Genomic DNA, 14,640 nt, shown 5'->3' on the forward strand with positions numbered 1-14,640 from the left:
AAAATGAGAACTATTTATACATCAGATGCACCGGGTGCAATTGGACCATATTCGCAAGGGGTAGTCGTTAATAATATGTTCTACAGCTCAGGTCAAATTCCATTAACGGCAACAGGTGAACTGATTCAAGGTACAGTGGAAGAGCAAACTCATCAAGTATTCAAAAACTTACAGGCTGTACTGAAGGAAGCAGGAGCTTCTTTAGAAACAGTTGTTAAGGCGACAGTATTTATTAAAGATATGAATGATTTCCCGCTTATTAACGATGTGTATGGTGAATATTTCGATAAGCATAAGCCCGCTCGTTCTTGTGTAGAAGTAGCAAGGCTACCGAAAGATGTGCTTGTTGAAATTGAAGTGATTGCGTTAGTGAAAGAGTAGTTCGAATAGATGGATGTAGGAAAGAAGGCGAAGTTGTCGCCTTCTTTTTTATATGGTTAGAAAATATAAATTAGTGAATATCATGAAGTTGTCATTTCTCAAAGACGCTTTGTCTATGGTAAGAAACGAATAAGCAGTTTTTCTTATAAATTCAAAAAAATAAAAAAAGTTTCGAAAAAAAGAAGGAAATCCCATATTTTTAGAGAAATGTCTATGTATGAATAAACATTCTTATAGGTGGTGACTTAAATGCAGGTGACAGATGTGAGATTACGTCGTGTAAATACGGATGGACGAATGCGTGCCATTGCTTCTATTACAATTGATCACGAGTTTGTTGTCCATGATATTCGTGTTATTGATGGTAATAATGGTTTGTTTGTAGCAATGCCAAGCAAAAGAACTCCAGATGGCGAATTTCGAGATATTGCCCACCCAATTTCTTCGCAAACAAGAGAAAAGATCCAAACAGCTGTTTTAACGGAATATGAAAAGGCTGGCGAAGTAGAAGAAGTGGAGTATGAAGAAGCAGGTGCTTCGTAGTCTCGTTTTATGGATAAGCAAAACCACTATGATCGAAATACATAGTGGTTTTTTGCGTCTGATTTTTTTCAAAGTGAGAAGAATAGCATGGATCGATTTTTGTCGGATATTAATAGCATATTTGTGAAGGTTATCGATAAATCCTTGAAATAGCCTTAGTTTTAGAGTATATTCGTAATGGAAAATGGAAGATCTGGAGGGAAACCATGAGCAATCGTTATGCGGTTATTTTAGCAGCGGGACAAGGAACACGGATGAAATCAACGTTATATAAAGTGTTACATCCTGTATGCGGGAAGGCAATGGTTCAACATGTCGTTGATCAAGTCGCAGCTTTAGAAGTGGAAGAACAGGTTGCTGTTGTCGGTTATGGCGCTGAAGTTGTACAAGAGCAGTTAGGTGAACAGGTTTCGTATGTTGTACAGGAGAAGCAGCTAGGCACAGGGCATGCGGTTATGCAAGCTGCTGATTTACTTGAGCAAAAAGAAGGCATTACGCTCGTTTTATGTGGAGATACACCCCTTCTGACAGCAGATACGTTGAATGAGTTGTTAGAATGTCATGAACGTGAAGATGCGAAGGTGACTGTATTAACAGCAAAGGCCGAAGATCCTAGTGGTTATGGACGGGTTATACGAAATGAGCATGGACTTGTTGAACGAATTGTTGAACAGAAAGATGCTTCAAAAGAAGAGCTTGAGGTGCAAGAGATCAATACCGGTACGTATTGTTTTGATAATGCTTTACTCTTTAAAGCGTTGAAGCAAGTTGGTAATGATAATGCGCAGGGTGAATATTATTTACCAGATGTTATTGAAATATTGAAGAAGCAAGGTGAAGCCGTAGCTGCCTATCAAACACCGATGTTCGAAGAGACCTTGGGAGTAAATGACCGGGTAGCATTATCTCAAGCTGAACAATTGATGAGAAAGCGCATTAATGAGTATTGGATGAGACAAGGGGTTACGTTAATTGACCCTGGAAATACGTATATTTCTGCACAAGCAATGATTGGGCAGGATACAATCATCCATCCTGGCACACACTTACAAGGAAATGTGTCAGTCGGTCGTAACTGTATCATTGGTCCAAATACTGAAATCAAAGACAGCTTAATTGGTGATGAGACAGCTATTAGACAATCTGTTGTCCATGATAGTGAGATTGGTAAAGTGGTTTCGGTTGGTCCGTTTGCTCATATTCGTCCACAGTCAAACATCGGGGATGAAGCGCGAATTGGCAACTTTGTTGAAATTAAGAAATCAAGCTTAGGTCATGGAAGTAAAGCTTCGCATTTAAGTTACATAGGGGATGCAACGGTTGGATCAAATGTGAATTTTAGCTGTGGCGCTGTAACTGTAAACTACGATGGAAAGAATAAATTTAAGACGGTCATTGAAGATGGTGCCTTTATTGGATGTAATGCGAACCTGATTGCGCCTGTAACGGTTGGTAAGCAAGCGTTAGTTGCTGCTGGTTCCACGATAACGGATGATGTACCAGAGTCGTCTCTCTCCATCGCACGCTCTAGGCAAACGAATAAACATGATTACATCAACAAGAAAAATTAGATAAATAAGTGATTTCGGAGGGAAAAAAAGATGCCCAAATACGGCGATCCACGGTTAAAGATTTTTACACTTAATTCAAACCCTGATTTAGCACACCAAATTACAGAGCATATTGGTGTTCCAATGGGAGATTGTTCGGTTACACGATTTAGTGATGGGGAAGTCCAAATAAATATTGAAGAAAGTATTCGTGGCTGTGATGTTTACTTGATTCAATCGACATCTGCACCAGCAAATGAACATATTATGGAACTTCTCATTATGATTGATGCATTGAAACGAGCATCTGCACGTACAATTAATTTGGTTCTCCCATACTATGGTTACGCTCGTCAAGATCGCAAGGCGCGGGCAAGAGAGCCGATTACGTCAAAGCTTGTCGCTAATTTAATGCAAACAGCTGGGGCAACAAGAGTATTAACGCTAGATTTACATGCGACACAAATACAAGGCTTCTTCGACATTCCAGTTGATCAGTTAGTAGGGGTACCAATTTTGGCTGATTATTTTCAAGATAAGAAGCTAGAAGATATTGTCATTGTTTCTCCTGATCATGGAGGAGTAGTTCGGGCACGTAAAATGGCTGATCGCTTAAAAGCACCAATTGCGATTATTGATAAGCGCAGACCGAAGCCTAACGTATCTGAAGTTATGAATATCGTTGGTCATATTGAAGGGAAAACAGCGATTATTATTGATGATATTATTGATACGGCTGGCACGATTACATTAGCGGCAAATGCGTTAGTTGAATCAGGTGCCAAGGAAGTATATGCATGCTGTACACACCCTGTTCTATCAGGTCCGGCCATGGAACGTATTAATAATTCAAAGATTAAAGAGCTTGTTGTCACCAATTCTATTCCACTAACGGACGAGAAAAGAAGTGAAAAGGTTACAGAACTATCGGTCGCAGCCTTACTTGGGGAAGCGATTATCCGTGTCCATGAGCACGCTTCCGTCAGTAAGTTATTTGATTGATTTGAAAAAGTGGTTTGAAAAGGTCGTATTCGGGGAAAACATGAAATAGAGACATCTAAAAATCAAATTAGAGGTGGTATAAATCATGGCAACCGTTTTACAAGCAAATCCGAGAGAAGACTTAAGAGGTTCTGCAACGAGAAAAATACGCAAAAAAGGATATGTACCTGCTGTTATATATGGAAGTAAGACAGAGAGTAAGCCTGTGGCAGTTGAAGGAGTAGACCTATTAAAAACGATTCGGGATGTAGGTAAGAACGGATTATTTTCCTTGGATATAGAAGGAAAGTCAAAACACCAAGTGATGGTACACGACATTCAAGTAGACCCGCTTAAAAATGAATATTTGCATATTGATTTCTTTGAAGTGGATATGCAATCTGAAATTGTGGCAGAGGTAGCTGTTCAACTTGATGGTGATGCGCCTGGTGAAAAAGAGGGCGGTGTTGTCTCTCACTTATTATATGATTTATCAGTGAAATGTTTACCAGCTGATATACCTGAAGAAATTGTTGTAGATGTATCAAATTTAGCGATTGGTGATTCCATACAGGTAGCCGATATTCGATCTTCTGTTAAGGTCGATGTCGTTAATGAAGATGAGGAAACGATTGTAACCGTTCAAGCTCCTGCAGCTGAAGTTGAGCCAGAAGGAACGGAAGCTGAGGAGCCAGAAGTCATTAACGAAAAGCCTGATAACGAGGAATAAAGAAATCTATATTATGAAAATAGCCTGTAATGAGATATACTCATTATGGGCTCTTTTACAGTGAATTGTGAGGGCCTTACCAAATGTGGGGTAGATATGAGCTGCCACGTGTGGATTGTAAGGGAGAGAATAGCCTTGAAATTAATTGTTGGACTAGGAAATCCAGGTGAAAAATATCGAGGAACACGCCACAATGTAGGCTTTGACTGTATTGACTATTGTGCGAAAGAGCTAGGAATTGAACTTAATCAATTGAAGTTTAAAAGCTTGTACGGTAAGGGACTTGTTAATGGCGAAAAAGTGATTTTGTTGAAGCCACTAACGTATATGAATTTATCTGGTGAAGCGATACGTATGATTAGGGATTATTACAAATTGTCCGTTGAGGATCTTGTTGTCATTTATGACGATATGGACTTGCCACCCGGAAAGATTCGCTTACGGCAAAAAGGGAGTGCGGGTGGTCATAATGGGATTAAGTCCACTATTCAACAGTTAGGCACGAATGAGTTTAATCGAATTCGAATTGGGATTAATCGACCTGATCCAGGTCAATCGGTTGTAGATTATGTCCTCGGTAGCTATAAGCCTGAGGAAAAAGAATTTGTATCAAATGCCGTGAAACAAGCTACAGAAGCAGTAGAGGCCTGGACAGAGATGCCTTTCCTTCAAGTGATGAATCGTTTTAATTAGTGTATAGGTCATGTTCAATTCGCTCATACTAATGACAAGTATACGGGTGAAAGGAGCGCTAGTATTGGCTATTCATTATCAATGTAGGCATTGTCATGCAAAGGTTGGGACGATTGAACATTCCATACATGCAAACGTATTAGGCTTTGATATGCTCACGAGTACAGAGCGAACCGAGATGGTATCGTATTTGGAAAATGGTGATATACACGTAAAGGTCATTTGTGATGATTGTCATGAAGCACTTATTCGAAATCCTGACTTGCATGAAGTCGATATTGTCGTACAATAGAGGGAGACTCTATTTTAAAATGAGAGGATTATTACAAGGCTTCGAAGGTATCTCAAAGGATAACGTGCCCTTTTGAGATGCCTTCCTTTTCTATGGCAGGAACTTTAGTTACAGAGCACGAATACAAAAGAAATAGCATTCATACATATATTATCATGTTGAACGTGAGGTTAAGACATAACAGGGGGAGAAGTATGAAAGGATTGCAACAGTATTTTCGTACAAGTGAAGATATACAAACGATTGCTACAACAGTCAAATCTGGAATGAAGGAGCAGCTAATAACGGGACTAACAGGTTCAGCTAGAGCGTTGTTTGCTTCGTCATTGTTTCTAGAAACGTCACAGCCGATGCTGATCGTCACACATAATTTATATCAAGCACAGAAGCTCTATGAGGACTTTATTGAATTCTTAAACGAGGATCAAGTTCTATTATATCCTGTAAATGAGCTTATTTCAGCCGAAATAGCCGTTGCTAGTCCGGAAATGAAAGCGCAACGCATTGAGGTGTTAAATAAGCTTGTACAATCATTTAATGGTGTAGTGATTGTTCCTATAGCTGGAATGAGAAGACAGCTTCCTCCAAAACATGTCTGGGAGCTTCATCAGCTTGAATTGAAAGTCGGATTGGATATAGGTGATACGACGAAGCTACTTGATCAGCTTATTACTATGGGTTTCCAAAGAGTAGATATGGTCGCCTCGCCAGGTGAAGTGAGCGTACGTGGAGGTATTATTGATCTGTATCCGCTTACAGTCACGAATCCGATTCGAATTGAATTATTTGATACAGAGATTGATTCAATTCGTAGTTTTCAAGTTGAAACGCAACGTTCGGAGGAGGAAATGCAAAGTGTACTCATTTCTCCAGTACAGGAAGTGCTATTACGCCATGACGATTATAAGCGAGCGGAGGAACGCTTAAGAAGTAAGCTTTCTAGTACGGTCACAAAAATTAAATCTAAGGAAATAAAAGAAAAACTAACACAGCATATATCTTTTGAAGTAGGGCAGCTAAAACAGCAAACATCGTTTCAAGGAATGTATAAATACATGTCTCTTTACTATGAGGAAGAGTACTCGCTTGTATCCTATTTACGAGAAGATACGTGTATTTTGTTTGATGAAATGTCACGAATTAAAGAAATGGCCGATCATTTAGATCAAGAGGAAGCGCAATGGAGTATGGCGTTATTAGAGCAAGGAGAGATGGTTCATGACGTTAGGATGTCTCTCCCTGTATTTGAAGAAATTAAACAAAAGCGTTTTTCATCAATCTATTTATCTTTATTTTTAAAGCATGTTCCGTCGACAAATCCAGAAAACATCATGTCTATTACATGTAAGTCGATGCAGGAGTTTCATGGGCAATTACCTTTATTAAAGTCTGAGGTGGAGCGTTGGCTGAAACAAGATCAAGCGCTTGTCTTTTTAGCGAGTTCAACTGATCGAGCAAAGCGCTTAGTTTTACAGCTTGAAGAAGAGGGGATTGATAGTCAGCTTGTTGAGGACCAGACGGAATTAATCCCTGGAAAAGTTCATATGATGGTAGGTGCGCTTCATAAAGGCTTTGAGCTGCCAAAGAGCAAACTCGTTGTCATTACAGAGGAAGAGATTTTTGCGAAAAAAGCGGTCAAACGGCCACAGCGTAAGAACAAATTGTCAAATGCTGAGCGAATAAAAAGTTATTCTGAATTAAAAGTGGGAGATTTAATTGTTCACACGAATCATGGGATTGGGAAATATTTAGGTGTAGAAACGTTAGAGATAAATGGTCTTCATAAAGATTACTTACATTTGCGTTATGCTGGAAATGACAAGCTGTATGTGCCAGTTGAACAAATCGACCAAGTGCAAAAATATGTTGGCTCAGAAGAAAAAGACCCGAAAATCTACGCATTGGGTGGAAATGATTGGAAGAAAGTAAAGAAAAAAGTACAATCATCTGTAGAAGATATAGCGGATGATTTGATTAAATTGTATGCTGAGCGTGAGGCGAGTAAAGGCTTCGCTTTTGCAAAGGATACTGAGGAGCAAAGAACGTTTGAGTCATCGTTTCCTTATCAAGAAACGGAAGATCAAATTCGAGCAAGCGATGAAATTAAAGAGGATATGGAAAAAGGGCGTCCAATGGATCGTCTATTATGTGGAGATGTAGGTTACGGGAAGACTGAGGTAGCTATTCGGGCAGCATTTAAAGCGATTATGGATGAGAAGCAAGTAGCCATCTTAGTTCCAACGACGATTCTAGCGCAACAGCACTATGAAACGATTAAAGAGCGTTTTGCCGATCATCCTATTAACATTGGTGTATTAAGTCGTTTCCGCTCTCGAAAGGAGCAAAATGAAACATTAAAAGGATTAAAGGCTGGTTCGATTGATTTAATTGTAGGTACTCACCGTTTGTTATCAAAAGATGTGGAATATAAGGATCTCGGTTTGCTAATTGTTGATGAGGAGCAACGGTTTGGTGTTACACACAAAGAAAAGATAAAAAAACTTAAGGCAAATATCGACGTACTGACGTTAACTGCGACACCTATTCCTCGTACGTTACATATGTCAATGTTAGGTGTCCGTGATCTATCTGTCATAGAGACACCTCCAGAGAATCGATTTCCTGTTCAGACGTATGTCGTTGAATACAATGGAGCACTAATACGTGAAGCTATTGAACGTGAGTTGTCGCGTGGTGGTCAAGTTTATTTCTTATACAATCGGGTGGATGATATTGAGCGGATGACTGAGCAAATTTCTATGCTTGTTCCAGATGCGCGTGTTAGCTATGCGCATGGACAAATGAATGAAAGAGAATTAGAAACGATTATGCTGGACTTCCTTGAAGGTAATAGTGATGTGCTTGTGACGACGACGATTATTGAAACAGGTGTCGATATACCAAATGTTAATACGCTTATCATCTACAATGCAGATAAAATGGGTCTATCACAGCTGTACCAAATTCGAGGGCGTGTGGGTCGTTCGAATCGGGTTGCCTATGCATACTTTACGTATCAACGCGACAAAGTTTTAACAGAAGTAGCAGAAAAACGTTTGCAGGCTATTAAAGAATTTACTGAGTTAGGCTCTGGATTTAAAATTGCGATGCGTGATTTGTCTATTCGTGGTGCGGGGAATTTATTAGGAGCGCAGCAGCATGGGTTTATTGAATCAGTTGGATTCGATTTGTATTCACAAATGCTAAAAGAAGCTATTGATGAGCGAAAAGGTGATAAGCCTACAGAGAAACCATTTGCAGTTGAATTAGATGTGAAGGTTGATGCTTACATTCCTGAAAGCTTTATTCAAGATGCTCAACAGAAGATCGAAATTTATAAACGATTTAAAGGGGCTAGCACGGTTGAAGATATTGGTGATTTACGCGATGAAATCTTCGATCGCTTTGGAGAATATCCAAAGCAGGTTGATTTCCTGCTACGGTTAACGAATATCAAGCTGATTGCAAATAAAATTCGAATTGAAAAGATTTCCGAGCAGAAGGATCAAATCGAGATTTTGATATCTGAGGAAACGACGCAAACAATCGACGGTGCCAAATTAATGGAACTCATTCTTCCTATTGGAAGGGAGGTTAATATTGGCACAAATAATCGTCAAATCAAATGTACAATTAAGACGAAATCATTAACGGACGAGCAAATACTTGATCGAATGGAAAAAGTAATGGATTCTATTCCACGAACTCAAAAAAGCCTCACTTCATAATTGCTAATGTACTGAAAGACTTATGTGCTTAAGGGCACCGAAAAAATTTGGGTTTTAACTTTTTCGGTGCCCTCGGTTTGTTTGGTTCAGTACGCTCTAATTGTTGAATTGGGAAATTTAGCTAAGTGGATAAAATGAGTAATTGGTGAATAGTTCTTTTTTTACGAAAGATACTATAGCTAAGAAAAGAAATGGATATTTTTCTTATCACTTACCATCAAGTGAATACATCATTAGAAAGTGAGGCAATAACGTATGAAAGCTACAGGTATCGTTCGTCGTATTGATGATTTAGGACGGGTTGTCATTCCGAAAGAAATTAGACGGACTCTTCGTATTCGTGAAGGTGACCCTTTGGAGATTTTTGTTGACCGTGACGGGGAAGTTATTTTAAAGAAATATTCACCAATATCAGAGCTTGGCGATTTTGCGAAGGAGTATGCAGAAGCTCTCTATGATAGTTTGAATCATTTTGTTTTAATTGCTGATCGAGATACTTTTATTGCTGTAGCAGGTGCACCGAAAAAAGAGTTCTTAAATAAAGCAGTTGGTCAGGTTATTGAAAAAGTAATCGATGGTCGAAAAACTGAACTTGTGACATCCCAAGGTGATTATAACATCGTTAGCGATCATCAGGATGATTTGAAAGGGTATGTGGCAACGCCAATTATCGCCAATGGTGATCCGATTGGTGCGGTTGTGATCTTTAGTCGCGATGAAGAGTTGACAGGTGCGATGGAGCAGAAGCTGGCTGAAACTGCCGCTGGTTTCCTTGCTCGGCAAATGGAGCAGTAAGAAAGGATAAGGAAGAGAGAATATTTTCTTGAACAACAGCCTGTTAAAGCCTTAATTATTTCAATTTTATATTTTCTCTATACGAAGGTCGTTACAATGTTTTTTAGTTGTAGCGACCTTTTAGCTGTTATAACCCTATATTTTCTTTGCCGTTTGGCCCAACTTTCAGTATGATAATACGTAACGGAAAAAAAGTGAGGAGAATAGCTAGTGCAGGAACAACAGCAAATGATGAAAGGGCTAGCCGTTGTATCAATAGCCGCATTAATAGCAAAAGTGTTAAGTGCGATTTATCGTGTGCCTTTTCAAAATCTAGCAGGAGATGTAGGTTTTTATGTTTATCAACAAATCTATCCATTATATGGGATCGTTATGGTGTTATCCATGTATGGCTTACCTGTCGCACTATCAAGAAAAAGAGTGGAGCTTCTTGAATTAGGTAAAAAGAAGGAAGCGAGACAATTAACGGCTTTATTTTTTTATAGTTTATTGCTAATGGTTGTGCTCATATGGTTAATCATATATTTCCAAGCAGGAACGATTGCAACGATAATGGGAGATGCTCAGTTAAAAGAACCTCTTCAAGCAATGAGCTATATTTTATTTGTTATTCCTTTTTTAAGTGTCGGGCGTGGCTATGCACAAAGTGAAGGGGAGCTTATATCGACGGCTGTTTCACATATTGGTGAACAAATTATTCGTGTGTCAGTCATCATCGGCCTTACAGTTTATTTTGTATACTATGGGTTCGATGCTTACCAAATCGGAGCAGGAGCAGCTTATGGTTCTTGGATAGGGGCGGGGTGTGGCGTCTTCTTGCTGTTAATCATGACAAGAGGTAATTGGTTCAAACAAGTATGGATTGTCCAGACAAACTCTACTTCGTTTAAGCAGTTGCTACCTATCTGCCTTTCGCTAGTAAAGCATAGCTTCTATATTTGCATGAGTGTTCTTGTGCTCATATTGTTTCAGCTTGTTGATGCATTTACAATCGTTCGTTTACTGGAATCTTCGGGTATGGATTCATTAACAGCATATATTGAAAAAGCGGTCTATGATCGTGGACAGCCTCTTATTCAAGTAGGGGCAGTGTTAACGACTACATTTACGTTAGCATTGGTTCCAATGATTACAAAGGCTGTTACAGCAGGACAACCGAAAGAAGCAAAACGCCATCAACAGACTGCTTTTCGATTAACATTCTTAATAGCAGGAGCGGCAACGATCGGATTGTTCATCATTATGAACGAGACGAATCATATGTTATTTACAGATGGAAAGGGTTCAGATGTTCTTAGGGTATTAGTACTTGTGATTTTGTTGCAATCTCTATTTATCACAATGTCCGCCATTTATCAAGGATACTCCTTTCTTCATTTACCCTTTATTGCCGTGCTCGTAGGACTTGCAATCAAGATAGCTGGTCAGTTTCTTTTTGTCACTCACCTAGGTGTAATGGGAGCAGCATGGTCAACCGTTATTGGGTTTGTCTGTATGCTAGTCTATTTAATGTATAATGGGTATAAAAGACGGATTCTTTCGTTTGGCCGTATTCGTTCATATAGTACGATTCTTGTTGTATTAATAGGATTGGCGGTTGTTAGCTTTGCATTTAAGCAATGGCTTATTCTGTTTATACAGGAATCGAACCGTTTATATGACACTCTTATAGCAGTATCTACCTCGTTCGTTGGTATGGTGGTAGTTATGGTTACAATTAGCCTTCTTCCTGTATTTAGCAAAAGCGAATGGGAGATGGTACCTGTGTTGAATAAAATGAGAACAATCGTCATGAAAAGAAGGTGAATAAGATGAAAAAAATAACAGTCATTGGCTTAGGTGCTGGTGGTCTTGAGCAAATGTCATTAGGTATATATCGTTATATAACAAAGCACAAAAAACTCCTTGTTCGGACAATGGAGCATCCAGCGATCAAGGAGCTGGAAGCAGAAGGGGTTGTCATTGAGTCGTTTGATCATTTGTATGAAGAATATGATGATTTTGAAAGGGTTTATGAAGCGATTGTCGAACAATTAAAAGAAAAGAATGATACAGAATTGATATATGCCGTACCAGGTCATCCATTTGTCGCAGAAAGAACGGTTCAATTATTAAAGGATGATCAAGACGTGACGCTACACGTATTAGGTGGACAAAGCTTTTTAGATGACATGTACACAGCGTTACAAGTTGATCCAATTGAAGGCTGTCAGATCATTGACGGGACAAGCATGAATAGAGATGAGCTTGAGCTGACTCATCATATGATTATTGTACAAGTGTATGATTCGTATATTGCCTCAGAAGTGAAGTTAACATTGATGGATCGCCTACCCGATGATTATGAGGTGACGATTGTGACGGCGGCTGGCTCTCGTGATCAAATCATTAAAACCGTACCATTGTATGAGCTTGATCGTGATCTAGCTCTTTCTAATTTAACGGCTGTCTACGTCCCTCCAGTTAAGAATGATCAGTTATTATATGGGGAATTCGATGCGTTGCGTCAAGTTATTGCCAAGCTTCGTGGGCCTGGTGGTTGTCCGTGGGATCAGAAGCAGACGCATGCTTCATTAAAGAAATATTTATTAGAAGAAGCGTATGAAGTATTAGAAGCGATTGATCAAGAGGATGATGAGCATTTAATCGAGGAATTAGGCGATGTCCTCTTGCAGGTCATGCTGCATGCACAAATTGGTGAAGATGAAGGCTATTTTTCAATTGACGATGTTGTCCGTTCGCTAACAGAAAAGATGATACGACGTCACCCTCATGTGTTCGGTGATGTGAAGGTAAAGGACATTGACGATGTTGTCCTAAACTGGGATGTGATCAAACAGCAAGAAAAGGGGCAACAGCCTGAGCAGCTGCTGTTAGATGGAGTTCCAAAGGGAATTGCCGCGTTAATAGAGGCGAAGAAGCTTCAAAAGCAAGCGGCAAAGGTTGGCTTTGATTGGTCAGAGGCAGCTCCGATTCTCGTCAAGCTACAAGAAGAGATTGGAGAATTCCTACAAGAAGTGAAGGACGAGCGTATGAATGAAATGACGAAAGAGCTCGGTGATATGTTGTTTGTCGTAACGAACTTGGCTCGTTTTTATGGAATAGATGCTGAAGAAGCGTTATTAGGAGCTAATCAGAAATTTAGAAGGCGCTTTAATCATATTGAAATGGTTACGCGAGAACGAGGATTGGCCATGTCGAATCTGACTCTGGAGCAATTAGATGATATTTGGGAAGAAGCAAAACAATTAGAGAAAGAAGGGGATTTAACATGAGACTTGATAAATTTCTTAAAGTATCTCGAATTATTAAAAGAAGAACATTAGCGAAAGAGGTTTGTGAGCAAGGACGGATTACAATTAATGACCAAGTGGCAAAGGCCGGTTCGAATGTGAAGCCTGGAGATATACTTGTGATTCGTTTTGGACAAAAGCTCGTAACGGTTGAAGTTAATGATGTGAAAGATGTTGTTCGTAAGGAGCAAGCAGGTATGCTGTATACGATTGTAAAAGAGGAGCCTGTATCGTAAGGTTGAGGCCACTAAAAAAAGTAAAAGTTATATAGGAGTATGAATTTGTTTATCTGAGAGAGCTTGTTCTAAATAAAATTCTTTGTTCATACATTTCATTAAAGAAGTGAATGGAGGAGGAATGAGCATGGATAATCAATATGAATACGGTACTCCAATGGGGAGAAAAAGGGAAACAAACGATCACGATATTCGTTTAATTAGTAGGAAGCAGTTAGATATTACCGGAGTGAAACAGGTTGAGAGCTTCGATAATGAGGAATTTCTGCTTGAAACGGTTATGGGATTTCTATCTGTTCGTGGGCAAAATTTACACATGAAAAACCTAAATGTCGATCAAGGGATTGTGTCTATTGAGGGAAAGGTATATGATCTCGTTTATTTAGATCAAAGTCAGCAAGAGAAATCTAAAGGATTATTTGGGAAGTTATTCAAGTGAATGTCACCATTCAATTTTATACAATCCTATCAATGATTGGTATGGGTCTTTATATTGGAGCAGCTATTGATACGTACCATCGCCTTCTAAAGAATAGGACGACATATTATTGGTTTTTTGCTTTAAATGATGTTTTATTTTGGTTCATTCAGGCATGTATCGTATTTTATGTTCTATTGTTTGTGAATAATGGTGAAGTGCGTTTTGTGATGTTTGTTGCGCTTCTTTGTGGTTACGCAGCGTATCAAGCTCTTTTTCAACGAGCGTATCAAAGTTGTTTAGAGTATTTGATTAATAAAATACTAGCCATATATCGAATGGTCGTTCGATTATTTGTTGTTCTTCTTATAAACCCTACTAAGTATCTATTGAAAGTAGCATATTCATTGTGTATGATGATAGTATCGATAGTCTTGACGGTTTTCCACGGACTGTGGAAATGTATTTGGAAAATAGGCTATTTATTAAGTATTCCGCTATTTAAATGGACAGGTCTTCTATCTCTTTTCGAGAAATGGCAGCCTTTTTTGAAAAGAATAAAAGGATTTTTGTTGTTTAAGAAGAAAAATGATTAATAAAAGGGAGGGAATCATCATGGTCACTAACCGAATGTCAAGAGTAAGAGAATTAGACAATCAGTATATTCAGCAAAAAGAGCGTGAATTGGAACTATCCACAAAGAAACGCCGTGGTCTCATTCGACGCTTAACGGTTATCGGAATTGTAACGGTCGTATTACTAGGCTTTGGTGGTGTGACCATATCCTCTCAGCTTGCCGTAGTAGATGAAAAAAGGCAGGAGAAAGCAGAGCTAGAAGCTTTTCTAGTTGAGCTTAAGCAAGAAGAAGATCGGTTGCATGTAGATGTGGAAAATTATCAAGATGTGTATTACATAGCTGAAATTGCTAGACGTGATTACTATTTGACAATGCCAGGTGAAACGTTGTTTAAAATACCTAACATACCAATAGATTGACACA

General features: G+C 39.0%; 15 protein-coding genes. All 15 read left to right on the forward strand.

Annotated elements, in window-relative coordinates:
* Positions 1-3: 3 nt before the first annotated feature.
* The 15 genes from MW695_RS20010 (at position 4) to MW695_RS20080 (ending at position 14,636) form a co-directional block, all read left to right on the forward strand.
* Positions 4-381, forward strand: coding sequence for a RidA family protein (locus MW695_RS20010; protein ID WP_247107260.1), 378 nt, complete (start codon positions 4-6; stop codon positions 379-381).
* A 249-nt stretch (positions 382-630) separates the two neighbouring features.
* Positions 631-924 (forward strand): septation regulator SpoVG, encoded by a 294-nt coding sequence (gene spoVG / locus MW695_RS20015; protein WP_035345789.1) that lies wholly within the window; start codon positions 631-633, stop codon positions 922-924.
* A gap of 206 nt (positions 925-1,130) precedes the next feature.
* On the forward strand, positions 1,131-2,495 hold the full coding sequence (gene glmU, locus MW695_RS20020; protein ID WP_247107261.1) for a bifunctional UDP-N-acetylglucosamine diphosphorylase/glucosamine-1-phosphate N-acetyltransferase GlmU: 1,365 nt from the start codon (positions 1,131-1,133) through the stop codon (positions 2,493-2,495).
* Between the two features lie 30 nt (positions 2,496-2,525).
* Positions 2,526-3,476, forward strand: coding sequence for a ribose-phosphate diphosphokinase (locus MW695_RS20025; RefSeq protein ID WP_247107262.1), 951 nt, complete (start codon positions 2,526-2,528; stop codon positions 3,474-3,476).
* 85 nt (positions 3,477-3,561) lie between these two features.
* Entirely contained in the window at positions 3,562-4,185 is a 624-nt protein-coding gene (locus tag MW695_RS20030) for a 50S ribosomal protein L25/general stress protein Ctc (RefSeq protein WP_247107263.1), read from the forward strand.
* A gap of 135 nt (positions 4,186-4,320) precedes the next feature.
* The gene (gene pth / locus MW695_RS20035) at positions 4,321-4,878 is read left to right on the forward strand and encodes an aminoacyl-tRNA hydrolase (RefSeq protein ID WP_247107264.1); all 558 of its coding nucleotides are present in this window, start codon (positions 4,321-4,323) and stop codon (positions 4,876-4,878) included.
* 64 nt (positions 4,879-4,942) lie between these two features.
* Positions 4,943-5,170 carry an anti-sigma-F factor Fin gene (gene fin / locus MW695_RS20040; RefSeq protein ID WP_247107290.1) on the forward strand — a complete coding sequence of 76 codons (228 nt, stop codon included), beginning with the start codon at positions 4,943-4,945 and terminating at the stop codon, positions 5,168-5,170.
* Positions 5,171-5,364: 194 nt separating this feature from the next.
* Complete coding sequence (mfd, locus tag MW695_RS20045; protein ID WP_247107265.1) at positions 5,365-8,898, forward strand: transcription-repair coupling factor; 3,534 nt, start codon at positions 5,365-5,367, stop codon at positions 8,896-8,898.
* A gap of 255 nt (positions 8,899-9,153) precedes the next feature.
* Positions 9,154-9,693: a stage V sporulation protein T gene (spoVT, locus tag MW695_RS20050; protein ID WP_247107266.1), complete on the forward strand. Its 540-nt coding sequence runs from the start codon at positions 9,154-9,156 to the stop codon at positions 9,691-9,693.
* Positions 9,694-9,903: 210 nt separating this feature from the next.
* Positions 9,904-11,499, forward strand: coding sequence for a putative polysaccharide biosynthesis protein (locus tag MW695_RS20055; RefSeq protein WP_247107267.1), 1,596 nt, complete (start codon positions 9,904-9,906; stop codon positions 11,497-11,499).
* Positions 11,500-11,504: 5 nt separating this feature from the next.
* Positions 11,505-12,968, forward strand: coding sequence for a bifunctional methyltransferase/pyrophosphohydrolase YabN (gene yabN, locus MW695_RS20060; protein WP_247107268.1), 1,464 nt, complete (start codon positions 11,505-11,507; stop codon positions 12,966-12,968).
* A complete protein-coding gene (locus MW695_RS20065; RefSeq protein ID WP_035345809.1) occupies positions 12,965-13,222 on the forward strand; it encodes an RNA-binding S4 domain-containing protein in 258 nt (85 codons plus the stop codon). The genes yabN and MW695_RS20065 overlap by 4 nt, the downstream gene beginning before the upstream one ends.
* A gap of 157 nt (positions 13,223-13,379) precedes the next feature.
* Complete coding sequence (gene yabP, locus MW695_RS20070) at positions 13,380-13,661, forward strand: sporulation protein YabP (RefSeq protein ID WP_373648024.1); 282 nt, start codon at positions 13,380-13,382, stop codon at positions 13,659-13,661.
* On the forward strand, positions 13,658-14,236 hold the full coding sequence (gene yabQ, locus MW695_RS20075) for a spore cortex biosynthesis protein YabQ (RefSeq protein WP_247107270.1): 579 nt from the start codon (positions 13,658-13,660) through the stop codon (positions 14,234-14,236). Before yabP ends, yabQ begins: the two co-directional genes overlap by 4 nt.
* A gap of 19 nt (positions 14,237-14,255) precedes the next feature.
* The gene (locus MW695_RS20080) at positions 14,256-14,636 is read left to right on the forward strand and encodes an FtsB family cell division protein (RefSeq protein WP_247107271.1); all 381 of its coding nucleotides are present in this window, start codon (positions 14,256-14,258) and stop codon (positions 14,634-14,636) included.
* Positions 14,637-14,640 lie beyond the last annotated feature (4 nt).

This window comes from Halalkalibacter sp. APA_J-10(15), assembly GCF_023017105.1.
GTDB lineage: Bacteria > Bacillota > Bacilli > Bacillales > Bacillaceae_D > Halalkalibacter.

Excerpts from the sequence above, each read along its gene's own strand:
- MW695_RS20010 (WP_247107260.1), top strand. The coding sequence starts at position 4 with ATGAGAACTATTTATACATCAGATGCACCGGGTGCAATTGGACCATAT.
- spoVG (WP_035345789.1), top strand. The coding sequence starts at position 631 with ATGCAGGTGACAGATGTGAGATTACGTCGTGTAAATACGGATGGACGA.
- glmU (WP_247107261.1), top strand. The coding sequence starts at position 1,131 with ATGAGCAATCGTTATGCGGTTATTTTAGCAGCGGGACAAGGAACACGG.
- MW695_RS20025 (WP_247107262.1), top strand. The coding sequence starts at position 2,526 with ATGCCCAAATACGGCGATCCACGGTTAAAGATTTTTACACTTAATTCA.
- MW695_RS20030 (WP_247107263.1), top strand. The coding sequence starts at position 3,562 with ATGGCAACCGTTTTACAAGCAAATCCGAGAGAAGACTTAAGAGGTTCT.
- mfd (WP_247107265.1), top strand. The coding sequence starts at position 5,365 with ATGAAAGGATTGCAACAGTATTTTCGTACAAGTGAAGATATACAAACG.
- spoVT (WP_247107266.1), top strand. The coding sequence starts at position 9,154 with ATGAAAGCTACAGGTATCGTTCGTCGTATTGATGATTTAGGACGGGTT.
- yabN (WP_247107268.1), top strand. The coding sequence starts at position 11,505 with ATGAAAAAAATAACAGTCATTGGCTTAGGTGCTGGTGGTCTTGAGCAA.
- MW695_RS20065 (WP_035345809.1), top strand. The coding sequence starts at position 12,965 with ATGAGACTTGATAAATTTCTTAAAGTATCTCGAATTATTAAAAGAAGA.
- yabP (WP_373648024.1), top strand. The coding sequence starts at position 13,380 with ATGGGGAGAAAAAGGGAAACAAACGATCACGATATTCGTTTAATTAGT.
- MW695_RS20080 (WP_247107271.1), top strand. The coding sequence starts at position 14,256 with ATGGTCACTAACCGAATGTCAAGAGTAAGAGAATTAGACAATCAGTAT.